The 19,849-nt window shown below is 37.4% G+C and carries 25 protein-coding genes and 1 pseudogene; 23 read left to right on the forward strand and 3 right to left on the reverse strand.

The genetic code is table 11. From position 1 onward, the window contains the following. The first annotated feature begins 6 nt into the window (after positions 1 to 6). From MKY65_RS09380 to map, 13 genes and pseudogenes are all read left to right on the forward strand, one after another. A complete protein-coding gene (locus tag MKY65_RS09380) occupies positions 7 to 615 on the forward strand; it encodes a DUF6434 domain-containing protein (protein WP_339184213.1) in 609 nt (202 codons plus the stop codon). Positions 616 to 716: 101 nt separating this feature from the next. Further along, on the forward strand, positions 717 to 1,016 hold the full coding sequence (locus MKY65_RS09385) for a DNA-binding protein (RefSeq protein ID WP_339184215.1): 300 nt from the start codon (positions 717 to 719) through the stop codon (positions 1,014 to 1,016). A 49-nt stretch (positions 1,017 to 1,065) separates the two neighbouring features. Then, a complete protein-coding gene (locus MKY65_RS09390; RefSeq protein WP_339184217.1) occupies positions 1,066 to 1,296 on the forward strand; it encodes a DUF3923 family protein in 231 nt (76 codons plus the stop codon). A 37-nt stretch (positions 1,297 to 1,333) separates the two neighbouring features. Beyond that, positions 1,334 to 1,849, forward strand: coding sequence for a ClbS/DfsB family four-helix bundle protein (locus MKY65_RS09395; RefSeq protein ID WP_339184218.1), 516 nt, complete (start codon positions 1,334 to 1,336; stop codon positions 1,847 to 1,849). A 122-nt stretch (positions 1,850 to 1,971) separates the two neighbouring features. Continuing rightward, positions 1,972 to 2,388 carry an ester cyclase gene (locus MKY65_RS09400; RefSeq protein WP_339184219.1) on the forward strand — a complete coding sequence of 139 codons (417 nt, stop codon included), beginning with the start codon at positions 1,972 to 1,974 and terminating at the stop codon, positions 2,386 to 2,388. Between the two features lie 383 nt (positions 2,389 to 2,771). Beyond that, positions 2,772 to 3,530 (forward strand): MerR family transcriptional regulator, encoded by a 759-nt coding sequence (locus MKY65_RS09405; RefSeq protein WP_339185185.1) that lies wholly within the window; start codon positions 2,772 to 2,774, stop codon positions 3,528 to 3,530. Continuing rightward, positions 3,527 to 4,558, forward strand: coding sequence for a C45 family peptidase (locus MKY65_RS09410; RefSeq protein WP_339184221.1), 1,032 nt, complete (start codon positions 3,527 to 3,529; stop codon positions 4,556 to 4,558). Before MKY65_RS09405 ends, MKY65_RS09410 begins: the two co-directional genes overlap by 4 nt. A gap of 204 nt (positions 4,559 to 4,762) precedes the next feature. Then, positions 4,763 to 6,208 (forward strand): MDR family MFS transporter, encoded by a 1,446-nt coding sequence (locus tag MKY65_RS09415; RefSeq protein WP_339184223.1) that lies wholly within the window; start codon positions 4,763 to 4,765, stop codon positions 6,206 to 6,208. Positions 6,209 to 6,676: 468 nt separating this feature from the next. After that, entirely contained in the window at positions 6,677 to 7,762 is a 1,086-nt protein-coding gene (locus MKY65_RS09420; protein WP_339184224.1) for an Rpn family recombination-promoting nuclease/putative transposase, read from the forward strand. Positions 7,763 to 8,015: 253 nt separating this feature from the next. Further along, positions 8,016 to 8,485: pseudogene (tnpA, locus tag MKY65_RS09425) on the forward strand (IS200/IS605 family transposase). 414 nt (positions 8,486 to 8,899) lie between these two features. Further along, positions 8,900 to 9,187: a hypothetical protein gene (locus MKY65_RS09430; RefSeq protein WP_339184226.1), complete on the forward strand. Its 288-nt coding sequence runs from the start codon at positions 8,900 to 8,902 to the stop codon at positions 9,185 to 9,187. Between the two features lie 521 nt (positions 9,188 to 9,708). Beyond that, entirely contained in the window at positions 9,709 to 10,716 is a 1,008-nt protein-coding gene (locus MKY65_RS09435) for a ketoacyl-ACP synthase III (protein WP_339184228.1), read from the forward strand. 289 nt (positions 10,717 to 11,005) lie between these two features. After that, a complete protein-coding gene (gene map, locus MKY65_RS09440; RefSeq protein WP_339184231.1) occupies positions 11,006 to 11,746 on the forward strand; it encodes a type I methionyl aminopeptidase in 741 nt (246 codons plus the stop codon). Positions 11,747 to 11,886: 140 nt separating this feature from the next. Here map and MKY65_RS09445 read toward each other — a convergent pair whose 3' ends face one another. After that, positions 11,887 to 12,090 carry a hypothetical protein gene (locus tag MKY65_RS09445; protein ID WP_339184234.1) on the reverse strand — a complete coding sequence of 68 codons (204 nt, stop codon included), beginning with the start codon at positions 12,088 to 12,090 and terminating at the stop codon, positions 11,887 to 11,889. A gap of 254 nt (positions 12,091 to 12,344) precedes the next feature. Between MKY65_RS09445 and MKY65_RS09450 the strand changes: the two genes are divergently transcribed. The 3 genes from MKY65_RS09450 (at position 12,345) to MKY65_RS09460 (ending at position 13,878) form a co-directional block, all read left to right on the forward strand. Continuing rightward, a complete protein-coding gene (locus MKY65_RS09450; protein WP_339184237.1) occupies positions 12,345 to 12,554 on the forward strand; it encodes a helix-turn-helix transcriptional regulator in 210 nt (69 codons plus the stop codon). A gap of 75 nt (positions 12,555 to 12,629) precedes the next feature. Continuing rightward, on the forward strand, positions 12,630 to 12,956 hold the full coding sequence (locus MKY65_RS09455) for a permease (protein WP_339185188.1): 327 nt from the start codon (positions 12,630 to 12,632) through the stop codon (positions 12,954 to 12,956). A 127-nt stretch (positions 12,957 to 13,083) separates the two neighbouring features. Then, positions 13,084 to 13,878 (forward strand): AAC(3) family N-acetyltransferase, encoded by a 795-nt coding sequence (locus tag MKY65_RS09460; protein WP_339184239.1) that lies wholly within the window; start codon positions 13,084 to 13,086, stop codon positions 13,876 to 13,878. 68 nt (positions 13,879 to 13,946) lie between these two features. Here MKY65_RS09460 and MKY65_RS09465 read toward each other — a convergent pair whose 3' ends face one another. Continuing rightward, positions 13,947 to 14,342 (reverse strand): hypothetical protein, encoded by a 396-nt coding sequence (locus tag MKY65_RS09465; RefSeq protein ID WP_339184240.1) that lies wholly within the window; start codon positions 14,340 to 14,342, stop codon positions 13,947 to 13,949. Further along, positions 14,339 to 14,551, reverse strand: coding sequence for a helix-turn-helix transcriptional regulator (locus tag MKY65_RS09470; RefSeq protein ID WP_339185190.1), 213 nt, complete (start codon positions 14,549 to 14,551; stop codon positions 14,339 to 14,341). Before MKY65_RS09470 ends, MKY65_RS09465 begins: the two co-directional genes overlap by 4 nt. 314 nt (positions 14,552 to 14,865) lie before the next feature. Between MKY65_RS09470 and MKY65_RS09475 the strand changes: the two genes are divergently transcribed. The 7 genes from MKY65_RS09475 to MKY65_RS09505 all read left to right on the forward strand — a co-directional run bounded on the left by MKY65_RS09475 (position 14,866) and on the right by MKY65_RS09505 (position 19,809). Further along, positions 14,866 to 15,006, forward strand: a complete 141-nt coding sequence (locus MKY65_RS09475; protein ID WP_289585226.1) for an FbpB family small basic protein — start codon at positions 14,866 to 14,868, stop codon at positions 15,004 to 15,006. 250 nt (positions 15,007 to 15,256) lie between these two features. Next, positions 15,257 to 15,724 carry an alpha/beta hydrolase gene (locus MKY65_RS09480; RefSeq protein ID WP_339184243.1) on the forward strand — a complete coding sequence of 156 codons (468 nt, stop codon included), beginning with the start codon at positions 15,257 to 15,259 and terminating at the stop codon, positions 15,722 to 15,724. Next, positions 15,663 to 16,178 (forward strand): hypothetical protein, encoded by a 516-nt coding sequence (locus tag MKY65_RS09485; protein ID WP_339184245.1) that lies wholly within the window; start codon positions 15,663 to 15,665, stop codon positions 16,176 to 16,178. The genes MKY65_RS09480 and MKY65_RS09485 overlap by 62 nt, the downstream gene beginning before the upstream one ends. Positions 16,179 to 16,337: 159 nt before the next feature. After that, complete coding sequence (locus tag MKY65_RS09490) at positions 16,338 to 16,691, forward strand: hypothetical protein (RefSeq protein ID WP_339184247.1); 354 nt, start codon at positions 16,338 to 16,340, stop codon at positions 16,689 to 16,691. A 358-nt stretch (positions 16,692 to 17,049) separates the two neighbouring features. Continuing rightward, entirely contained in the window at positions 17,050 to 17,745 is a 696-nt protein-coding gene (locus tag MKY65_RS09495) for a hypothetical protein (RefSeq protein ID WP_339184249.1), read from the forward strand. A 381-nt stretch (positions 17,746 to 18,126) separates the two neighbouring features. After that, entirely contained in the window at positions 18,127 to 18,339 is a 213-nt protein-coding gene (locus tag MKY65_RS09500; protein ID WP_339184251.1) for a hypothetical protein, read from the forward strand. 42 nt (positions 18,340 to 18,381) lie between these two features. Then, a complete protein-coding gene (locus MKY65_RS09505; protein ID WP_339184253.1) occupies positions 18,382 to 19,809 on the forward strand; it encodes an aspartate ammonia-lyase in 1,428 nt (475 codons plus the stop codon). Positions 19,810 to 19,849: the final 40 nt, after the last annotated feature.

A 19,849-nucleotide genomic window follows, 5' to 3' on the forward strand; every position in this document is an offset into this window, starting at 1 on the left:
GAAAAAATGAACAAGCAGAAAAAAGAGATTCGACCTTATTTGGATGAGAACATTTCGATAGAAGATTTTTTAGATTTCTATTGGTTGAAGGTGGAATTGCAGGATTTTTGCAGAAAGAAAGGAATGCGAACTTCAGGAGCTAAAACAGAAATTGCAGAACGTATCATCCATTATTTAAAAACAGGGGAGCGACCGCAAGCTGTCAAATCTAAAACAGTGCATGTTTATGCAGCGCAACAGAAAAAAGAAGCTTCGATGAGCTTGGAAACGGTGATTGAGGCCGATTTTAAATGCACGCAGGAGCACAGAGAATTTTTTAAACGTGTGATTGGCCCGAAGTTTCATTTCTCTGTAGCCTTGCAGAATTATCTCAAAGCCAATGCTGGAAAAACATATCAAGACGTAGTAGATCATTATTATCAATTAGAAGAAGATAAAAAGAAAGGAAAGCGTACAACGATTTCCGGACAATTTGAATATAATACGTTTATTCGTGCTTATTTTGATGATTCGGCGAATAAGGGAAAATCACTGCAAGACGCAATCAGTGCTTGGAAGAAAGTTTGGAGCAGACGCGGCGATAATGTATATCGGTCTGTATCTGAAGCGGAATGAAGTAAGTTAACACGAATCTGGATTGGGAGATTACATGCTATTTTTATGGTTGTTTAGATGGATAACTTAAAAGAGAATTTGAAAAATGGGGGAGATATGGAATGGAAATAGAAATATCTGGACTAGGTTTTGGTTTCGTGGCACTGGCGGTTGGATTGGCAGCGATGGGATATTTTGTTGGGAAAGGCCTGCAGAATTTTGGCCGTCCAGAAGCCGGTAATCAATATAATATGTTTATCAAAGAAAATGAGCTGGAATTTTATCTTAATTTGAGTAAAGATGAGATTGAAGAGTTATTACAAAAATATCCAAATGCGCCAAAGATAGAGCTGAATGGAAAAACCTATTATCCGTATACACAATTTATGGAATGGATTTCCTCCAGAGAAAAGTATAATTAATGCATGGATTTATAGATTAACTTGAAAAAGAAATGGCTAGGTGATACATATGATGAAAATTTGGTGGACAACAAGTATCGTTTGGATACTATTTTTTATAGCAGCATCTGTTGTTATCGGCGTTCGAGATGTTGACGGAGCAGGGGTGGTACAGACTCCTAAATTAAGATTTCTTGCATTTATGGTTTTAGGCGGATTTTTTGTGCTTGTTTTGATAGGTCAACTGATATTTTTATATTTTGCCAGGAAAAGAAAGCATCCGTCTCTGGCAAAAAATTAAAAATAAAACAATTTACATCTTAGAAAGGATGGATGACATGCAGGGTTACGAGAGTAAACAAGCTCTAATTGATGAAATCACTAAGAGAGCCAATCTATTTATCGGTGAATTTGATTCAGTGAATCATGCAGATAAAGATGTCTCTGTAGATGATGTAGACAGAACGCCGGCACAAATGATTGCTTATCAGCTGGGATGGATGAATTTAATCTTATCCTGGGAGCAGGCCAATCAAAATGGGGAAGATGCTATCATGCCAACGCCGGATTATAAATGGAATAATCTCGGCGGCCTTTATCAAAGCTTCTATGATACGTATGCAGATGATTCATTGGGAAATCTGATTGAGAAGTTTCATCAAGATGTTGACCGGGTCATTCAGTTGGTAGAAAGCTATCAGGATAAAGAGTTATTTGAGCAGGGTGGCAGACAATGGGCGACGACGACTCCTTCCAGCTGGGCGATTTGGAAATGGATCCATATTAATACAGTGGCGCCGTTTAAGACATTCCGGACGAAGATTAGAAAGTGGAAAAAGGTTCGGGAAGTATAAGTTTGCATTGCTGCAATCTACAAAATAAGCAGATACCAAAAAAGAATAGGAAGTTAATCGGAAAATTACTAACGTATCATGTTATTAAGGGAGTCCTATTAAACAAGAGAGGGGTTTATAATATGAATGGAAAAGAAATTTATCAAGCATGGATGAATGCCTGGAATGAAGACATATCTATTCTGCATGACATTACTGATGAGGATTGCACAGTGCATCAAGCAAGAACAGATGGCAAAGATTCGGGCAGCGCAAAAGGGGTAAAAGCATTAAAGGATGTTGTTGAATCTGCTAAATACTATTTTGAAAATGTAAACATGTCCCTAGTGGTTCATCCCATTGAAGAAGGAAACTATGTCTCTGCCCGCTGGAATTTTGAAGGTATTTATAATGGTAATATGGAAGGAGCAAAAGCAGAGAAAGGAAAGCTTGTTTCTTTTGATGGAACGGACATATTCCGTATTGAAAAGGGTAAAATCAAAGATTATTGGGTTTCTTCTGATGTAATAGATTTTATGAATCAGCTGGAAGTATTTTAGCGATATGTTCAGTTGGGCTTACTTGAAAATTCATTAATTTTTGCTATTTCTATATGAAGGATGGAGCTGTGGACGTACAATATGATAACCTTTTTAAAATTAGTTCGGAAAGCGAGTACATTTAAGAAACATAACGTTATAATCAAAATCTAGTTAAGAAAACACTGAAATGCAGCTGCTTCAGTGTTTTTTGATTTTTTTGGCGGGAACAGATGGTTCATTTCGTGAAGAAAATTCAGTCATTAAGGGCTTCAAAATGCTTAATGATGGGATGAATTTAAATGGCTTTTTAAAGTGGCAGTCTACAGAATACTTCTTGACATTCAAGTTACTTAAAGGTTTATGCTTATAGTTAAGAAATCGGATTGGAGGAAAGCATATTGATGACAATACAGGTCTTTTCAATACAGACTGGAATACCAAAAAGCACCCTTCGTTTTTATGAAGAAAAGCATCTTCTGAAATCAGTGAGGGAGGAGGACAGTAACTACCGCATGTATGCCGAAGATCAAATTCCTCTCGCCAAGCTGATTGCAAGCTTGCGGACAGCCAAGGTTCCTATCCGTGATATTCAGCTTTATTTAGAAGCAAACGAATACAGCAGGAAGCAGATGAAGAAGAAATGGATTCAAACCATAAAAGAAAATCAGAGACAGCTGGAAGTCAGTCTTCGCTATTTAGAAAGTGATAATGAGAAAGAAGAGATTTATATGTTTGAAAAAGCGGGAGAGAAAGTCATTTGGTTTGAGGCAGAATCCGCTGCGGGACAGTTTAGCCGGGAGTTTATTTTCAGAAGAGAACAGATGAAACAGCGCCATATTCCGATTAACAACATGTATTTACGGTATATATCCGGAAACAGAAATCAAGTCAAAGCAGAGATTGGCTTCGGTGTATCCCGAGAAATAAATACAGCACTCTTTCCAGATGCTTTTTCAGAAAAAATGCGGGGCAGCTTCTGTGTCGGTCTTCCTTTTAATGAAGACTTTTCAAAAATTGAAAGAGCTTATCGCAGCTTAATGGATTATTGCGTGACAAACAGCTGGACTCCTGCTGGTTCTATTCTGGAATGGTATCGCGGTGACCAGATGGAAACAGCCGACATCATTATGCCTGTCAGTTATATAGGGGCGAAGCAATGAAGCATAGAAAAAAACTGCAGGTGGAAGTCATGGAACTAAAAGGGAAGATGTATGAAATCGGAAGGAAACAGGGCATTACGCTGAAAACGAATGCAAAATGGAAACAGCAAACGGGATTACAGCCGATTGGAGATATGCGGGAAGCAAGAAAACAAATAGAGAAAGTTTCGCCAAGTCTTTTGAATGAGATAGAGGGGCTGGCTGCAGGAATGAACATTCATGTAGATACAGCAATGCAGCTGTTTGGAGGATACAATATACAAATGCCTTCCATGGGCTGTACTGCACTGGCTAATGACTCTTTGTATGTGAGAAATTATGATTTCAGTGAGGCATTATATGATGCTCGACTGGTGCTGCTCAATTCGGATAACGGCTATGCAAGCATCGGCTTCAGCCAGCAGATTATTGGCAGACTGGACGGTATGAATGAAAAAGGACTAGTGATTGGACTGCATTTAGTAAATGAAAAAATCAGTCAAAAAGGATTTTTAGCAACGACGATATGCCGGCTGGTCTTGGAGCAATGTGCTGACATTAATGAAGCAATTTCACTTATTAAACAAGTTCCCCATCAATATTGCGTGAACTTTTCCATCATGGATAGAGAAGGAAATAATGCTGTTGTGGAAGTATCACCAGCACAACAGATTGTTTGTAAAAGGACACCGCTGATATGTACGAATCATTTTGAATCCAAGCAGCTAAATGAAAAAAATAGAGCATACATTCAAGGGTCGCTACATCGTAAAAATTATTTGGAAGCCTTGGAAAAGGAAAATGTTACTCCAATTTCTGCGTATCATATATTTAATGATGAAGAATCGCCATTATTTTTCAAGGATTATAAAGAATACTTTGGAACACTTCATACGGTGGTCTATTGCCCGAAAGACCGGAGTGTAGTGGTGGGGATTGGCGGAAACGGTGATCCCTATTTCCTTTCGTTCAATGATTGGCTGAAAGGAAAAGAAAAACTGCCTTGTATACTTGCAGGGGAGATAGCAAGCGGGAGCTTCCTTTGTTAATATGGCGGGTTTAGATTGAAATCATGCCATCCTTTAAATATATCTTTTCTTAACCACAGTGCGCTAAATTTGTTGTTCTCTGTATCAAATCTTTACCCTTGGTATGACGGGAAAATGTAAAGCACAATCGTCGACAAAACGAAATCATTCCTGTAACATGGTCACTATTGTAATTTGTTATATGAAGGAGGGTGTCATAGGAAAGTGCAATCATTTAATAAAACACCCATCATTATTGTACTTCTTACAGGTGGGTTCATATCAATTTTAAACCAGACGACGATGATTACTGCTATTCCGCCAATCATGGACGAAATGGATGTAAGTGCCAATACCGGACAATGGCTGACGACGGTTTTCATGCTCGTCAATGGCGTTATGATACCAGTCACGGCATTTTTAATGGCACGCTTCACGGCAAGGCAGCTCTTTATTACTGCGATGACCGTGTTTGCTGTCGGGACCGCTTTTTCTGCTATGGCTCCGAACTTTGGTATGCTGCTTTTAGGAAGGATCATTCAATCCAGCGGTGCGGGCGTAATCATGCCGCTGATGCAGACTGTGTTTTTACTACTTTTTCCTGTCAGAAACCGCGGCGTAGCGATGGGATTGGTAGGGCTGGTAATTTCCTTTGCTCCAGCGATTGGTCCTGCATTGTCCGGATGGATTATCACGAATTACTCCTGGCGCGCCGTATTTCTTCTTATTCTGCCTATAGCAATTATCGTTATTGTATTTGCAGCTAAAGTGATGAAAAATGTTACGGAATTAACGTATCCGAAATTGGATATGTTATCGATTATCTTGTCATCTTTCGGTTTTGGCGGATTTTTATATGGATTTACAAGTGCAGGAAACAATGGCTGGGCAAGTCCCATTACGATTACTACCCTGATTGTCGGAACGGTAGCGCTAGTATGCTTCGTTATCAGGCAATTACGTATGGAGACACCTATGCTGGAGTTTAGGGTATTTAAAAATCCTATCTTTACTTTATCAACGATTATTCCCATGATTGTGTTTATGGGATTGATTGGTACGGAAACCTTAGTTCCGCTGTATATGCAGAATGCGCGCGGTTTTACAGCGACGGAAGCTGGAATGGCACTTCTTCCCGGCGCGCTTGTGAATGGGATAATGTCGCCGATTACGGGTAAAATATTTGATCGTTTCGGTGCAAGGTGGCTCGCGGTAACCGGGCTCATCATTATCACCATCTCTACTTTCGCCTTTACCAATCTGGGACCATCCACATCGATGCTTATGATTGCGATTCTGTATGCGATCCGGATGTTCGGTCTGTCTATGGTTATGATGCCTGTGACAACTGCCGGTTTAAATCAGCTTCCTAGAGATTTGATTCCACATGGAACGGCGATGACGAATACGATGCGTCAGGTGTCAGCCTCTGTTGGAACAGCGATTGTCATCACGATAATGACAACAACGGAAATGTCTGCAGAGCATAATCCGGATATAACTTATCCGATGATCCATGGTGTTAATACAGCCTTTATGGTCATTACCATACTCTCTCTGATTGGGATTGTGATCAGCTTCTTTATGAAGAATGGCAATGCATCTGGCGAAGAGGGAAGTACTAAAGAGCGAGATGAGGAAGAACACCAGACTGCTCATCAATCCAGATAAGCCTAGTAAACCGGTACTAAATAAGACTTCTAAAAAGCTATTTGGCTGCAGTTTCTACTGGTTTTATGAAGGGAACAGCTTATTTATATGAATCACAAATAGGTAGAGGAGCAGCGTCAAGGAAAGCCTTGGCGCTGTTTTTCGATTTACACGGCAGGAAAGAATAGGAAAAACGATAGAGGCAAAGGAGCTTCGACTAAGCTTATTGTATAGAGGGGAGCTGGATGGAACTAAACCTTGTGTTAGTAAAATACAATTGGCTCCAATATTTTTCTGATATCCTGAAAAAACATGAAAAATGCAATATGAACATCCTATTGTCATTGAAAAATGCACAAACCTAAGTTAAAACGTCATTTATACAGCTGTTTTTCACGCAGGAAATCCAATTTCACCGTTTTGCTTTCCCCGCCCAAAGCCGCTATGATGAAAATCAAATGTAATATTACCTGGGGATGTGATAAACTAATGATAACCACCGTAAAAGAAAATACAAACAATTACGATGCAAAGGATACAGATTATGACGGACTTTGGAAAAATTTGATTGAAGAACTGTTTCAAGAATTTATGGAATTTTTCGCACCCGATTTGTACCCGGAAATTGATTTTGAAAAAGGAACAGATTTCCCGAATATAGAACTTTTTCAGTTTGTGATTAACTCAAAAAAAGGAAGAAAATATTCAGATAGGTTAGCCAAAGTGACAATGAAGAACGGTGCAGAAAAATACATCTTCGTTCATATCGAAGTGCAGGCTGTTGGGAAGCAAGACTTTGCTGAACGCATGTTTAAGTACTTTTATCGAATCTATGACAAACATAAGCATCCGATTTATTCCATCGCCCTGCTGACAGATGCAAGTCATCAGAATTATGAAGATACATTTCGTTATTCTTTCTATGGAACAGAATTAACTTACTTATACAATGTCTATCGATTTTACGGAAAGGATAAGGAGAAGCTGAAAAAATCTGATAATCCATTCGCTTTAGCGGTGCTTGCAGGAATCTATGTCAGTGAAAACTCAGGCAGGACAAAGGAAGACCATGAAAAAAGGTTCCAGTTTAAACAGCAGCTTATCAGCCTGGCACTCGAAAAATATTCGCACCGTGACACCTATCTTTCAGCGCTATTGTATTTTATCGATTATATTCTACAGGTCCCAGCGGAATTACAGGAAAAACTGTACGAATTATTACCAATCGCACAAAATGAAAAGGAGGAAGGAAAAATCATGGGAATGGAAAAATTGAGAGATACGCCGACATTTGGAAGACTGTTTAGAGAAATCGAGGAAGAGGCAACAAAAAAGGGCTTAGAAAAAGGCATAGAACAAGGTATGGAGAAAGGTATGGAGAAAGGTATAGAACAAGGTAGACAGGAAGGAGTAGAAGTAGGAAAAGAACAGGGAATAAAGCAAGGCAGGGTAGAAGCGGAACGGGATTTTGCCACCAAGCTGTTAGAGAGAAACTATTCGGATGAAGAAATCACTCAATTAACAAGCCTCAGCCTGAAGGAAGTAAAAATGCTTCGGGAGTCATATGAAAATTAAGATAGAAAAGAAATGAGTTGATTTTTGTTCGCACTCTTTGCGGATAAAAAAACGGATATTTTCTGAATGAACTCAAACTTGGTTGTCATCTAATGGCTTGATGGTAACCAAGTTTTTTATGGTCTTTGAAAACCCCTGACTATGTCGGGGGGTCCATAGAGCTTCTAGCGTGAGGCAAAAAAAGCCTCTCTTTATGATAAGATAAGGTTGGTTTCCCGACCACCAAATTTCATCAAAGAAGGAGGCATGTCCAATGCAGGACAAGAATAGTTTAGTACATACACAATGGAGATGTAAGTTCCACATCGTTTTGCACCAAAATATAGAAGACAAATTATTTATGGAAAATATAAAAAATGCATCGGAGAAATAGCAAGAGAGCTTTGTGAAAGGAAAGGGGATGAGATACACGAGGCAAATGCATGTAAAGATCACATTCATATGTTAGTAGGTATTCCACCAAAACTAAGAGTATCTCAGTTCATGGGCTACCTAAAGGGCAAAAGTAGTTTAATGATATTCGATCGCCACGCTAATTTAAAGTACAGATATGGTAATCGTAAACTTGGGTGTCGAGGCTACTTTGTAGATACAGTGGGCAGAAATAAAAATCAAATTCAAGAATATATTAAAAATCAGCTTAAATAGGACAACATGAGTGATTAATTAACATTATTTGAAGAATTTGATCCGTTCACTGGAGAGAAAAATAAGAAGAAATAAAAGATTCTTTTAGAATCAGTGAGTGTGGTGCAAAAGGGAAACCATTCAGTGGGCCTTTTAGGCCGAGGCCGGTAACATAGGCCTTCAGCCGCAGAGCAAACCACCAGTTCACACTGATGGTTTTGGTTATCGTAATGGTCAGAAAAATTTAACATAACTGGAATTTGCCAGGCCTCTGTATGTAAATTGTTCAAAATAACAAGAGCACGAATCATCGGAACTAATTTACCAATATTTGTAATAAATAATTTTGTTTTCCTTAACACGCTCAGCAATTATAAAAAAGCCGAATGATGGATTATTCTCATAAATAAAAACACCCAAGCCCTGCAAAATGATAGCGGGGAAGGAGTGTACTCCTTATATTAATATAAAATGCATGATATGCAACGTCAAGACAGATTAATTTAAGAGATGGGAAGGAATGGCACACTAAATTATTTCGATGAATCGAACAAACTGGATCAACCAAATGAGAATTATTTGTGTTATGGAGCTATTGTATCCGACCATAAAACGGTTATGGAAATGATTAAATATGTGGAGGAGATTTATAAAGCTTTACATACAGAACAAGAAATACATTTTGTTGATTATACGAGTAATGCACAATTTGCAAAGTATTTTAGAGTAATGAACTCTGTCATCAATCAAGATATAAATATTAACCTAATGATCGTAAATAAGAAGGAAGATGATTAATCAAAAGTTATCGATTAACAAGTTAAAGCTTTCGTTGAAGAAGTTGTAAGAGGGCGGATATTCTCCCTATTGCTTTATGTAAATAGAAAATTAAATCCTATGTGGAGTTATGTATCCTGTTTTTCCTTATCTGGTGTGTCAGAGAACTGCGGCTTGTTTGTTATTTAGAAATACTGTTAAAACGAAAAATGAGATAACTGCAGTGTATGATACTTAACTATAATCCACTATGTAAATCAAACAAACGTAAGTTAATGTCCTGAACCGGTAAAAAATATTTCCCTTCATGACTTGGAATATTTCCCGGGAAAGCGCATATTCTGACATTCTTTTGTTGAAATTAGGGGAAGAATATCAAATATTGCTATAATGATTCAGCTGCTAAAATTTTATTTTCAAAGCTTCAATACAGAATGATATTTAGTAAGAATTCTATTTTTTACGAGGACTGTCCAATTTTTTTATGCTATAATTAGTACCAGATAATAACACTAACTTCTAATTATGTTGGAGGGATACAAATGATAGGAACAAGAATGACTGCGATTGGAAGCTATGTACCTGAGAAGAAATTAACGAATTTCGATCTGGAAGAAATGGTGGAGACAACAAATGATTGGATTGTACAAAGAACTGGAATTCACGAACGCAGAATAGCGCGTTCCGATGAATTTACGAGTGATTTATGTGTAGCTGCTGTAGAAGATTTAATGCGAAGATATAATAAAACAGTGGAAGATGTCGATATGATTATTGTAGCAACCAGCACGCCAGATTTTCCATATCCGTCTGTTGCAAGCATTATACAGAACCGGCTGAAAATCAAGCAGGCAGGGGCAATTGACTTAGGTGCAGCATGTGCGGGGTTTGTCTATGGGCTGCATACGGCGAATAGTTTAATTCGTTCCGGCCTTCATAAGAAGGTGCTTGTGATTGGTGCAGAAACGCTTTCAAAAGTAACGGATTATACGGATAGAAGCACTTGTATTTTATTCGGTGATGCTGCCAGTGCAGTGTTAGTGGAAAAAGATGAGGGAGCAGAAGATTTTATCGACTTCCATTTGGGCAGCGATGGAAGTGGCGCTCAGCATGTATATCAAACCAGCTTAGCTAACAAGGTGAATGATGTAGAGCTGATTGACACAAAATATCTTGTCCAAAACGGAAGAGAAGTTTTCAAATGGGTAGTAAGGAAGGTGCCGAAAAGCATTGAACAGCTTTTAGAGAAAGCGGAAGCCACCTTAGATGAGGTAGATTGGTTTATTCCGCATAGTGCCAATCTGAGATTGATTGAGCCGATTTGTGAAAAAATAGGACACCCGATCGAAAAAACACTTTATAGCCTTGAGAAATTTGGGAACACTTCAGCAGCAACCATTCCACTGGCGCTGGACCTTGGTATTCGGAATGGGAAAGTGCAGAATGGAGATAAAGCGCTTCTGTACGGCTTCGGTTCAGGCTTGGTGCATGCAGGGCAGCTGTTAAAAATAAATTTTGATGAGGAAGTTAATACGCCGAGACCATTATAATTAAATATGTATAGGAGAGGATTTTCGTAATGCATTTATGTACGAAAGTCCTCTTATTATTTTTTATAAAATCGTGGCGATACAAACCGTTAAATTCTAAAAATAGTTAAAGTAGTATTTATTATATATAACTGGCTGTATGATACGCCATTATAAGAATAAAAAAAGATAGCTCTTTTGATTGTTTATTTTTTACAAAGAATTTTTAGTTGAAGAAAAATCCATACTGTTTATGATAAAATCAAAATGAAATATAAATTATAAAATACTTAAAAAGTGAGGATACACAATGATTGCAAAGACAGAAAAAGACTTTCAAGGTCTAAAAGAGATCGGTAAAATTTGTGGAGCCATTCGAAATGAATTAGTTCGATGTACAAAACCTGGAATCACAACGAAAGAGCTGGATGAAATAGCAGGCGAGATGTTTGAAAAAGAAGGAGCACAATCTGCACCAAAAGGAGAATATGATTTCCCTGGATATACATGCATCAGCGTAAATGAAGAAGTAGCCCACGGTATTCCGGGAAAACGGATTATTCAGGAAGGCGACCTTGTTAATATTGATGTGTCAGGTTCAAAAAACGGTTATTTTGCCGATACTGGAATTTCCTTTGTAGTCGGAAATGGAGAGGAAATCCTGCAGAAAATATGTGACGTTGCTAAAGAAGCATTTGATGCTGGTCTGAAGAAGGCAAAGCCGGGTGCGAAAAAAAGTGGTCTTGGAAAAGCGGTGCACAATGCAGCCAAGCAAAATGATTTAACTGTTATAACAAACCTTACGGGGCATGGCGTTGGCCGATCTATTCATGAAGCGCCGGACCATATTTTCAATTACTACTCCCGCTGGGATGATGAAATTTTAAAAGATGGTATGGTTATTGCTTTTGAACCGTTTATCTCTACACTGGAAGAGGAAGTTTACCAATCGGATGACGGGTGGACTTTCCTGACAGATGAAAGCTTTGTAGCCCAATATGAGCATACGATTATTCTGACGAAGGAAGGGCCGATTATTACTACATTGTAAGTACGTTTTTAATGTTTTAAACCAGATTGTTTAAATAGCCATTTTGTTATTGAGGTTAGTTATCTCCATCGTTATTTAATAACAAGAGATTATCATTCCATTAAAGGGCGGTATGGCATATTAAAGGCCATTACCGCCCTTTAATAAATTCGATCCAGAAACAGAAGTAAATTACTGCCCATCCATAGGAAAATCGCAATTTGAGTCAGGACATAAACGATTCGTTCCATGGCTGTTAATTTTCTTTCCTTTTTGATTTTTTTAAAATGAAAATAATAATAAACGGCACATATCAGGAGGATTGCTCCAGACAATTGGGATATGTTTTCTAATAATCCTGCCAATAAAATCCCCCTCTTTCCTTTGTAAGGTCATTCGATTGTTGAAATGTCGAACCCTGCTTCCTGGGGTCATTGTATCAAAATTTCCAATCTACAAAAAGCGTACGAAATACAGCGGCTGTTAGTTATGATTTTATAAATATTTTACAGCCAGTTACACTGCAATATTCAAACGGAATATTAAATAATTAAAGTAAAGGTTATTTGACGTCAAGTAACCTTTACTTTACCATTAATCATGAAGGGGCTGAAATCGATTGAAAAATAATATGGTGGAATTCAGACGAAAATTTGATTATTCTCAGGAAAAACTTGCTGAGCTGCTTGGCGTTTCAAGACAAACCGTTATTTCAATTGAAAAAGGAAAATACAATCCATCACTTCCTTTAGCCATGATTATAGCCGAGCTTTTTCAAACAAATGTAGAGAATCTTTTTATTTTAGAGGAAGAAGATTATAAGAAATAAATGAGCAGGAGGGATATCGTGAATAAAGATGCAAACCGGGGACTATTCTTAATTTTAGGTTTTTTTCAGGCAGGTATGTTTGGTTTTATTGTATTTGCAGCGGTAATGGCAAATGCATTTCCGCCAACTTCCACCTATATCATGCCATCATTAGGTATTATGGCTTTTTGCATGAGTTATCTTTATCCACAATTCAAACAAAAAGATGAACGAATGAAGTTAATTAGGCAAAAGGGGCTGGAGTATGCTTATTTCACCTTATTAGCTTATTTTATGATACTAATGATTATTCTGCAGTTTAATCTCTTAACACTATCTGCATTGGACGTGCTCTATATTCTGACAGCGTTAACCATTTGTACAGTATTTATTTGCATGGTCATCGCTGCGAAAAAGTATTAATATTTTCTAGCTTGATGAAATAAACGATAATACATATGGACAGAAAAATATCAGACAGAATGGAATCATATGAAATCATGTCAGTCTATTATTGTGATTTCTCTCATATACAAAGGAGTTTTTCATTATGAGTCAGGAAGAATTAATCCAACAATCCAATGCACCGCAAACGCGCAGCTCGCTTGCGAATGACTTCAGAAAGCTGGGCTTATATGAAGGGATGACGGTAATCGTCCATTCCTCCATGAGATCATTAGGATGGGTCTGTGGCGGCCCAGTAGCTATTATTCATGCTTTACAGGACGTGGTAACTTCAAAAGGGACGATTATCATGCCAGCTCATAGTGGTGACATATCGGATCCAAGAGAGTGGAGTAATCCGGCAATTCCAGAAGAATGGATTCCTGAAGTAATGAAGGAATTACCACCGTTTGATCCCGGTGTAACACCGACCTTTGGAATGGGGACTATACCAGAGGCATTCCGAACATATCCTGATGTCAAACGCAGTTATCATCCTGTACACTCTTTTTCTGTATGGGGAAAGAACAGGGATGCAATCGCAAGTGATCACTCATTAGATAATGGACTGGGAGATAACTCTCCGCTTGCATATATATATCGTAACAAAGGCTATGTGTTGATGCTTGGAACGGATTATGGAACCAATACATCTATGCATTACGGAGAGCATAAAGCTGCAGGAATAAAAGAAGTTCATAAAATGAGTCCGGTTTTAGAAAACGGTCAGAGGGTATGGAAAGAATATAAAGAGCTCGATTATGATGAGGAAAAGTTCCCCGCAATCGGAGAAAAGTTTGAAAAGGAATTTGCCATTTTGGAAGGCTATGTTGGAGAAGCGCGCTCAAAGCTGTTTTATCAGCCTGATTTAGTTGATTTTACAGGAAAAAATATAAAATAAGGAAACAGGATAACATGGAAGAATGATAAAAATGTTATCCTGTTTTTGTTTTTTGGAAAAGCTTTCACTTATTTTAAATGGATTACGAGTGACCCAATTCCACTTAATACCAAATACAACATAACTGCTGCCCACAGATAAGTGATTGAAATCACTTCCATTCCCATTATAGATAAAATAATAAGTCCTATAATGATGATTCCTAAATAAATATGCGGGGAAATCGCATAGAATTTTTTAATGTTATTCAGGGTTCTTTCATCTATCGAAGGCGTTTTATCTTTTTTCGTTTTAACAATGATTATATTGATGATTATAATAAATAATCCGGTAAGCAATCCGAGAAGCCCGGAGAAATCAAATTCACTAGTAAATAAATAGATAATGGTCTTCACGAGCAGCGAAGCAATAAAACCAATACTCCCAACGATCGTCCAAACCCAAGGTTGTAAATGCTTCTTCATGATTTGTCGTCCTCCTTTAAAATGAAAATTTCTTCAATCGGAAGTTCAAAGTACTTAACAATTTTTAGAGCGAGTTCTAAGCTTGGATTGTATTTATTTTTTTCAATTGCCGTCATCGTTTGCCGCGATACTTGTAAATCCTCAGCTAATTGCAATTGCTTAATGCCTCTTTGTTTTCTTATTTCTTTGATGTTGTTTTGTACAGGCATTCGCTCGCCATCTTTATAAAATGTAAATATACCTTTACATAAATAGAAGTATATTACGAAAGCCTCGTATTGAAGGCCAGAGATATAAAATGTAAATAATATAATTTTTTTAGTTGTTATGTTGGCTGTGTGAGGCTTTTGCATCTATGGTATCACCAATACCCTGCCTTTTTTTAATGAATAAAAAATCACAATATAATCTATCAATCCTTCCTATAAAAAGTATAAAAAATTCAATAAATGTTCAAACAATTTTGATTTATACAAACGATTATAAGTTATAATAAAGGTATAGAAAGAGAGGAGGGTATAAATTGAGACCAAAAACATTAAATTTTGAACAGCTTGTCGATTTAAACAGACAAGAATTATTAAACGATGAAAAAAGAATTTCCCAAATTGAAGAGAAGTTAGAGAAGAAACAAGAAGCTTTTTCAGGTTATAAAAAAAGCTGACCACTATAGTAAGAGCCCCTTACTATAGTGGTTTTTTAGTGCCTAAAAAAAGATTACATAGAAATATATTTGCAGTAACTAGGCAGCGATATCCGATAAGCCTCAAGGCCTATCCATAAATATTCCTCAGGTTCATTCTTAAACGTTCGTTGGCACGGTAAGATAGAATTAAAAAGAAAGAAGGCCAAAGGAAATAATGATGAAAACGAAAAGGAAAGTTAGACTTTGGAGGGTTTTAAGGAATATATTATTGATTAGTGTTGCTGCGTTTGTCATGTGGTTTCTTTTTAATAATATCATGACTGCATTTGAGCAAAAAACGTATCCGCCAATCGGAGAATTTGTTGAAGTGGATGGGAAGGATATGCATATTTATATAAAAGGGGAAGGCGATAATACGATTGTTTTAATGAGTGGACTAGGAACCGCCGCTCCAGCCCTAGATTTTGAACCGTTATTAAATGAACTAGCAAAGGAAAATAAAGTAGTTGTGGTCGAGGGATTTGGTTATGGCTGGAGTGAATTAACCGAAAAAGAACGAACAGTGGAAAATATTGTTGAAGAATTAAGAATCGCTCTAAAGCAATCGGATATCCATGGTCCATATATATTGATGCCCCATTCCGTTTCAGGAATATACGGCATGTATTTTGCTAATGTGTATCCAGACTGTCATAGGCATCGACCCGACTTTACCAGAGGCGTTAGCGTACTTTGATGAAGCTGCCCCAGCAATGCCTGGATATATGAGCTATTTAGCACCTTCCGGATTGGCAAGGTTAGCAACATATATTAGCTCTGAAGACTTCCTGCCGCTTGCTGCTGACGGTACATATTCTGAAGATAATTTAAAAATGACCAAAGCTATCTCCGCTTGGAAAATGAATAACAAAAATGTTGTTGCCGAAGCCAATAAAATAGCCAATAATATTGAGAAAACGGCAGAGATGACATTTCCGGCGGATATGCCTGTTTTACTCTTTACTCCAAAAGAAGATCAGGAAACCACGGATGGTAAAAATATGCTGACTTTTTTTGAAACACAGGTAACAGATTCCTCTGCCAGTAAAATTGTTACCTTGGAGGGGCATCATTATCTGCATTGGACGCGTTATAAGGAAATAAGCGAAGAAGTTCATGCATTTATTGGTTTAATTTCTGATGAAAAATAGAACATGGAGTTATAGCACCTATACACATAGACATTTTTATCAAAGTGAAACATATCCAGTTGTAATCAGATTAATAGACGGTACACAGCTTCCATAAATTAAATTAGTTATTTCATTCTATAATAAAAAATGATATATTTTTCTGGGAAGGAAGATTTGATGAAAAAAAGAAGTATTTTCATAATTTTAGGTCTTATCATTGCCTATTATGTTCTTACAAATTACATTTTATATACTACTTCTTCTTTTGGAAGCTTTGAAGTAGTTGATAAACAAAAATCAGATGATAAATTTGAGTTGAAAGTTGAATTAATAGATGAAGGAAAGGAACAACTAATTGAAATTAATGACAAAACACAACTTATTTATAATGAAGAGAATCATAATTTCACGGAAGATGTTTGGGAAAATATTAATACCAACACAAAATATCATATGGGCATAGAGAAATTTCGATTTCCTACATCCTTTTTTATTGGAGAATACCGTTTAAATTTAATGTACTTAGATTAGAGAAAAGGAGCTTCTTATAAACAAAAGTTTAAAGGAGCGGGAAATAAAACCGGATATTATACTACAATAAGTTGTTACAGATTAACAAAGAGTTAACTGCTAATTGGGAATGGAGGTTCTTGCTGTGTAAGCGGGGAGATCCTCTTTTTTTATGCAATAAATTAACCTGTTTTACTATGTAATAAGAACAATAAAAGCGGTGAAAAGACAGCTGCAAAAATCCTGCTCATTAAACTTATAATAATCCTCCTAAGCGCAGCAAGAATAACATATAAAGATGAGAAATGAAATAAACAAATAGTTTAAGTCATCTAAAAAAGAGGAATTATATGGTTAGAAATAAGGGAGGAAGATTCAGGTGATGAGAAATAAATATTTTTACAGTATGGTTTCTATGTTACTATTCCTTTTGTTACTTACAGCATGTACAAACGATTCAAATGATGAATCAGCAGAAGAAACGCCAGATAATGATGCTGCTTTAGAAAATGACGGGGAAGATAGGGAATCAGATGGGGCAGAGCAAAATGATAATCGTAACGAAGAAGAAAATGGGGATGGTAATAATTCTGCAAATACAGAAGAAGATGGATCAGAAAATGAGGATAGTGAACCTTCTGGAAATATGGAAGGAGAAGCATCTGATAATGAAACAGACAGCATATTGGATGGTTATTCCGCAGAAGAAATAGAATATGCCCGTATATGGCTGCAGCTGAGTGAATTGGAAGAACCTTCAAATGAAAATTTATATGTACGGCATATTTCTGCAGGTGAACCATTGAATGAAGTTGATGAGGAAAGTGCTGTATATCCTGAGGATGTTACTGTATTAGATGGTGGCAGACAGCCTGGTGTTATAACTTACAGCAGTAATGGGGATGGAACGATTAATGTATATAATATTCCTCCACGATGGGGAAATAATGCAGGCGAGGAAGCATTGCAGAACACATATCAAAAAATTTTGGAAGAAGTAGAACTAGTAGAGGTGGAAACAGGTAATCCGGAAGATGTCAAAAAAGTAATTGATGCGTATCTGATTATGGAATAGGCGATTGTAATTATTAGAAGTAATGGTATTATGGCGTTGCGTTAACATTCCAAATTTTTCATAGATATATGAGGTAAGGCGAAGGAGTAATTAGAGTACGCACATATATCCAATGGATGAGCAGCTATCCATTGGGTTGTTGCCATTATATTTAATGTAATTATTCGGATGAACTATCGTGATAGAGTAGTAGAGTTGCGTGTTAAAACACTAGTTTATAATAATGAAAACGTTCACATTTCGGACAACAAGAAAAAGATAAACTGTTACGGGAAATTGCCTATAACGATTTATCTTTTAATCACAAATTTAATATCACTTTTAAAAAGCTCACAGATTTTTTGATACTATTTTAATTGTTATATGAAAGGCCACAGATAATTGACGGAAACAAAAAATAAAGAGATTATTTCATTTCTCACTTTAGAAAATAAAATAGTCTATCCCTTTGCTGTTCCAAACACGCTTTCTTTTTCAGATCAGGAAGAACTATTAACAATTATAGCTAAAGCAGCAAATGATACAAATATTATTAGAGAAGCAGGGGACGAACAGAAACATAGAGATTGGGTAGGAATTATTCCCTTTTGGTAGTATAATGAACGTGATAGATTAGTATTTGTACAGGAAGTGTATATGATGAATAAAACAGGATTTAGAATTGAAAAAGACTCTTTAGGTCAAAAAACGATTTCTCAGGATGCTTATTATGGCGTTCAAACGGTACGTGCTCTTGAGAACTTTCCCATCACGGAAATCCCAGTTCATAAAGAGCTGATTCTCGCGCTTGCCGAGGTGAAAAAGGCAGCGGCACTGGCCAATATGCATACTGGAATGCTGCCAGAATCTATTGGGGGAGCAATTGTAAGCGCTGCCGAAGAAGTGATGGAAGGAAAACTATTGGATCAGTTCGTTGTGGATTCCATTCAGGGAGGAGCAGGTACCTCCATTAATATGAACATGAATGAGGTGTTGGCCAACCGTGCTTTGGAAATATTGGGGAAAGAAAAAGGCGATTATAATTTCTGTTCGCCTAATACCCATGTCAACATGTCCCAGTCCACGAATGATACGATACCAACGGCATTAAAAATAGCTTCCTATCGCATGGCTCAGGAATTGATCACGACCTTGAAGCGATTGGAAAAAGAACTGGTGAAGAAAGAAGCAGAATTTCAGAATGTGCTAAAAATGGGTCGAACCCACCTTCAGGATGCTGTACCGATCCTGTTAGGGCAGGAATTCAGCGCTTATTCGGAAGTAGTTGGCAGGGATATTAATAGAATTACGCAGGCAGCGGAGGCAATGCTGACGGTCAATATTGGGGCAACAGCTGTTGGGACAGGACTTAATGCCAAACCTGAGTACATGGAAAAGGCGGTAACACAACTATCTAAACAGCTTGGTGTAAAGCTCCATTCAGCGAAAAATTTAGTGGATGGCACACAAAATACAGATGCTTATACGGCACTTTCAGCGGCGTTAAAAGTGTTGGCAATGAATATGTCCAAAATTTGTAATGATTTGCGTTTGATGGTATCCGGACCAATGACAGGTTTTCAGGAAATCATTCTTCCTGCAAAGCAGCCGGGTTCTTCCATTATGCCTGGAAAAGTAAATCCGGTCATGATTGAAGTGGTCAACCAGGTTGCTTTTCAAGTTGCAGGAAATGACCAGTCGATTTGTATGGCATCTGAAGCCGGGCAATTTGAATTAAACGTGATGGGGCCTGTTATTATTTTTAATTTGCTGCAGTCTCTTAAAATAATGGATAATGGCTTAGATGTATTTACAAGCTATGCAGTAAGTGGTATAGAAGCAAATGTAGAGAGGTGCCGTGAGTATGTGGAAGAAAGTTATGGCATTATCACCGCATTGAATCCACATTTAGGATATGAAACAGCCGCCAAGGTAGTTAAGCAGGCAATTGAAACAGGGCTGACTATCAAAGAAATCTGCAAGGCGCACGACCTACTTTCAGAGGAGGAATTGGATACGATTCTGGATCCAAAAGAAATGACGACACCAGGCATTGCCGGGAATGAGTTTCTGATGAAAAAATGAATATCAAAAAGGTAACTGATTTCTTGCTTAAAGAACGCAG

Origin of the sequence: Oceanobacillus sp. FSL W7-1293, assembly GCF_037969815.1 — a bacterium.
Classification (GTDB): Bacteria; Bacillota; Bacilli; order Bacillales; family Amphibacillaceae; genus Oceanobacillus; species Oceanobacillus oncorhynchi.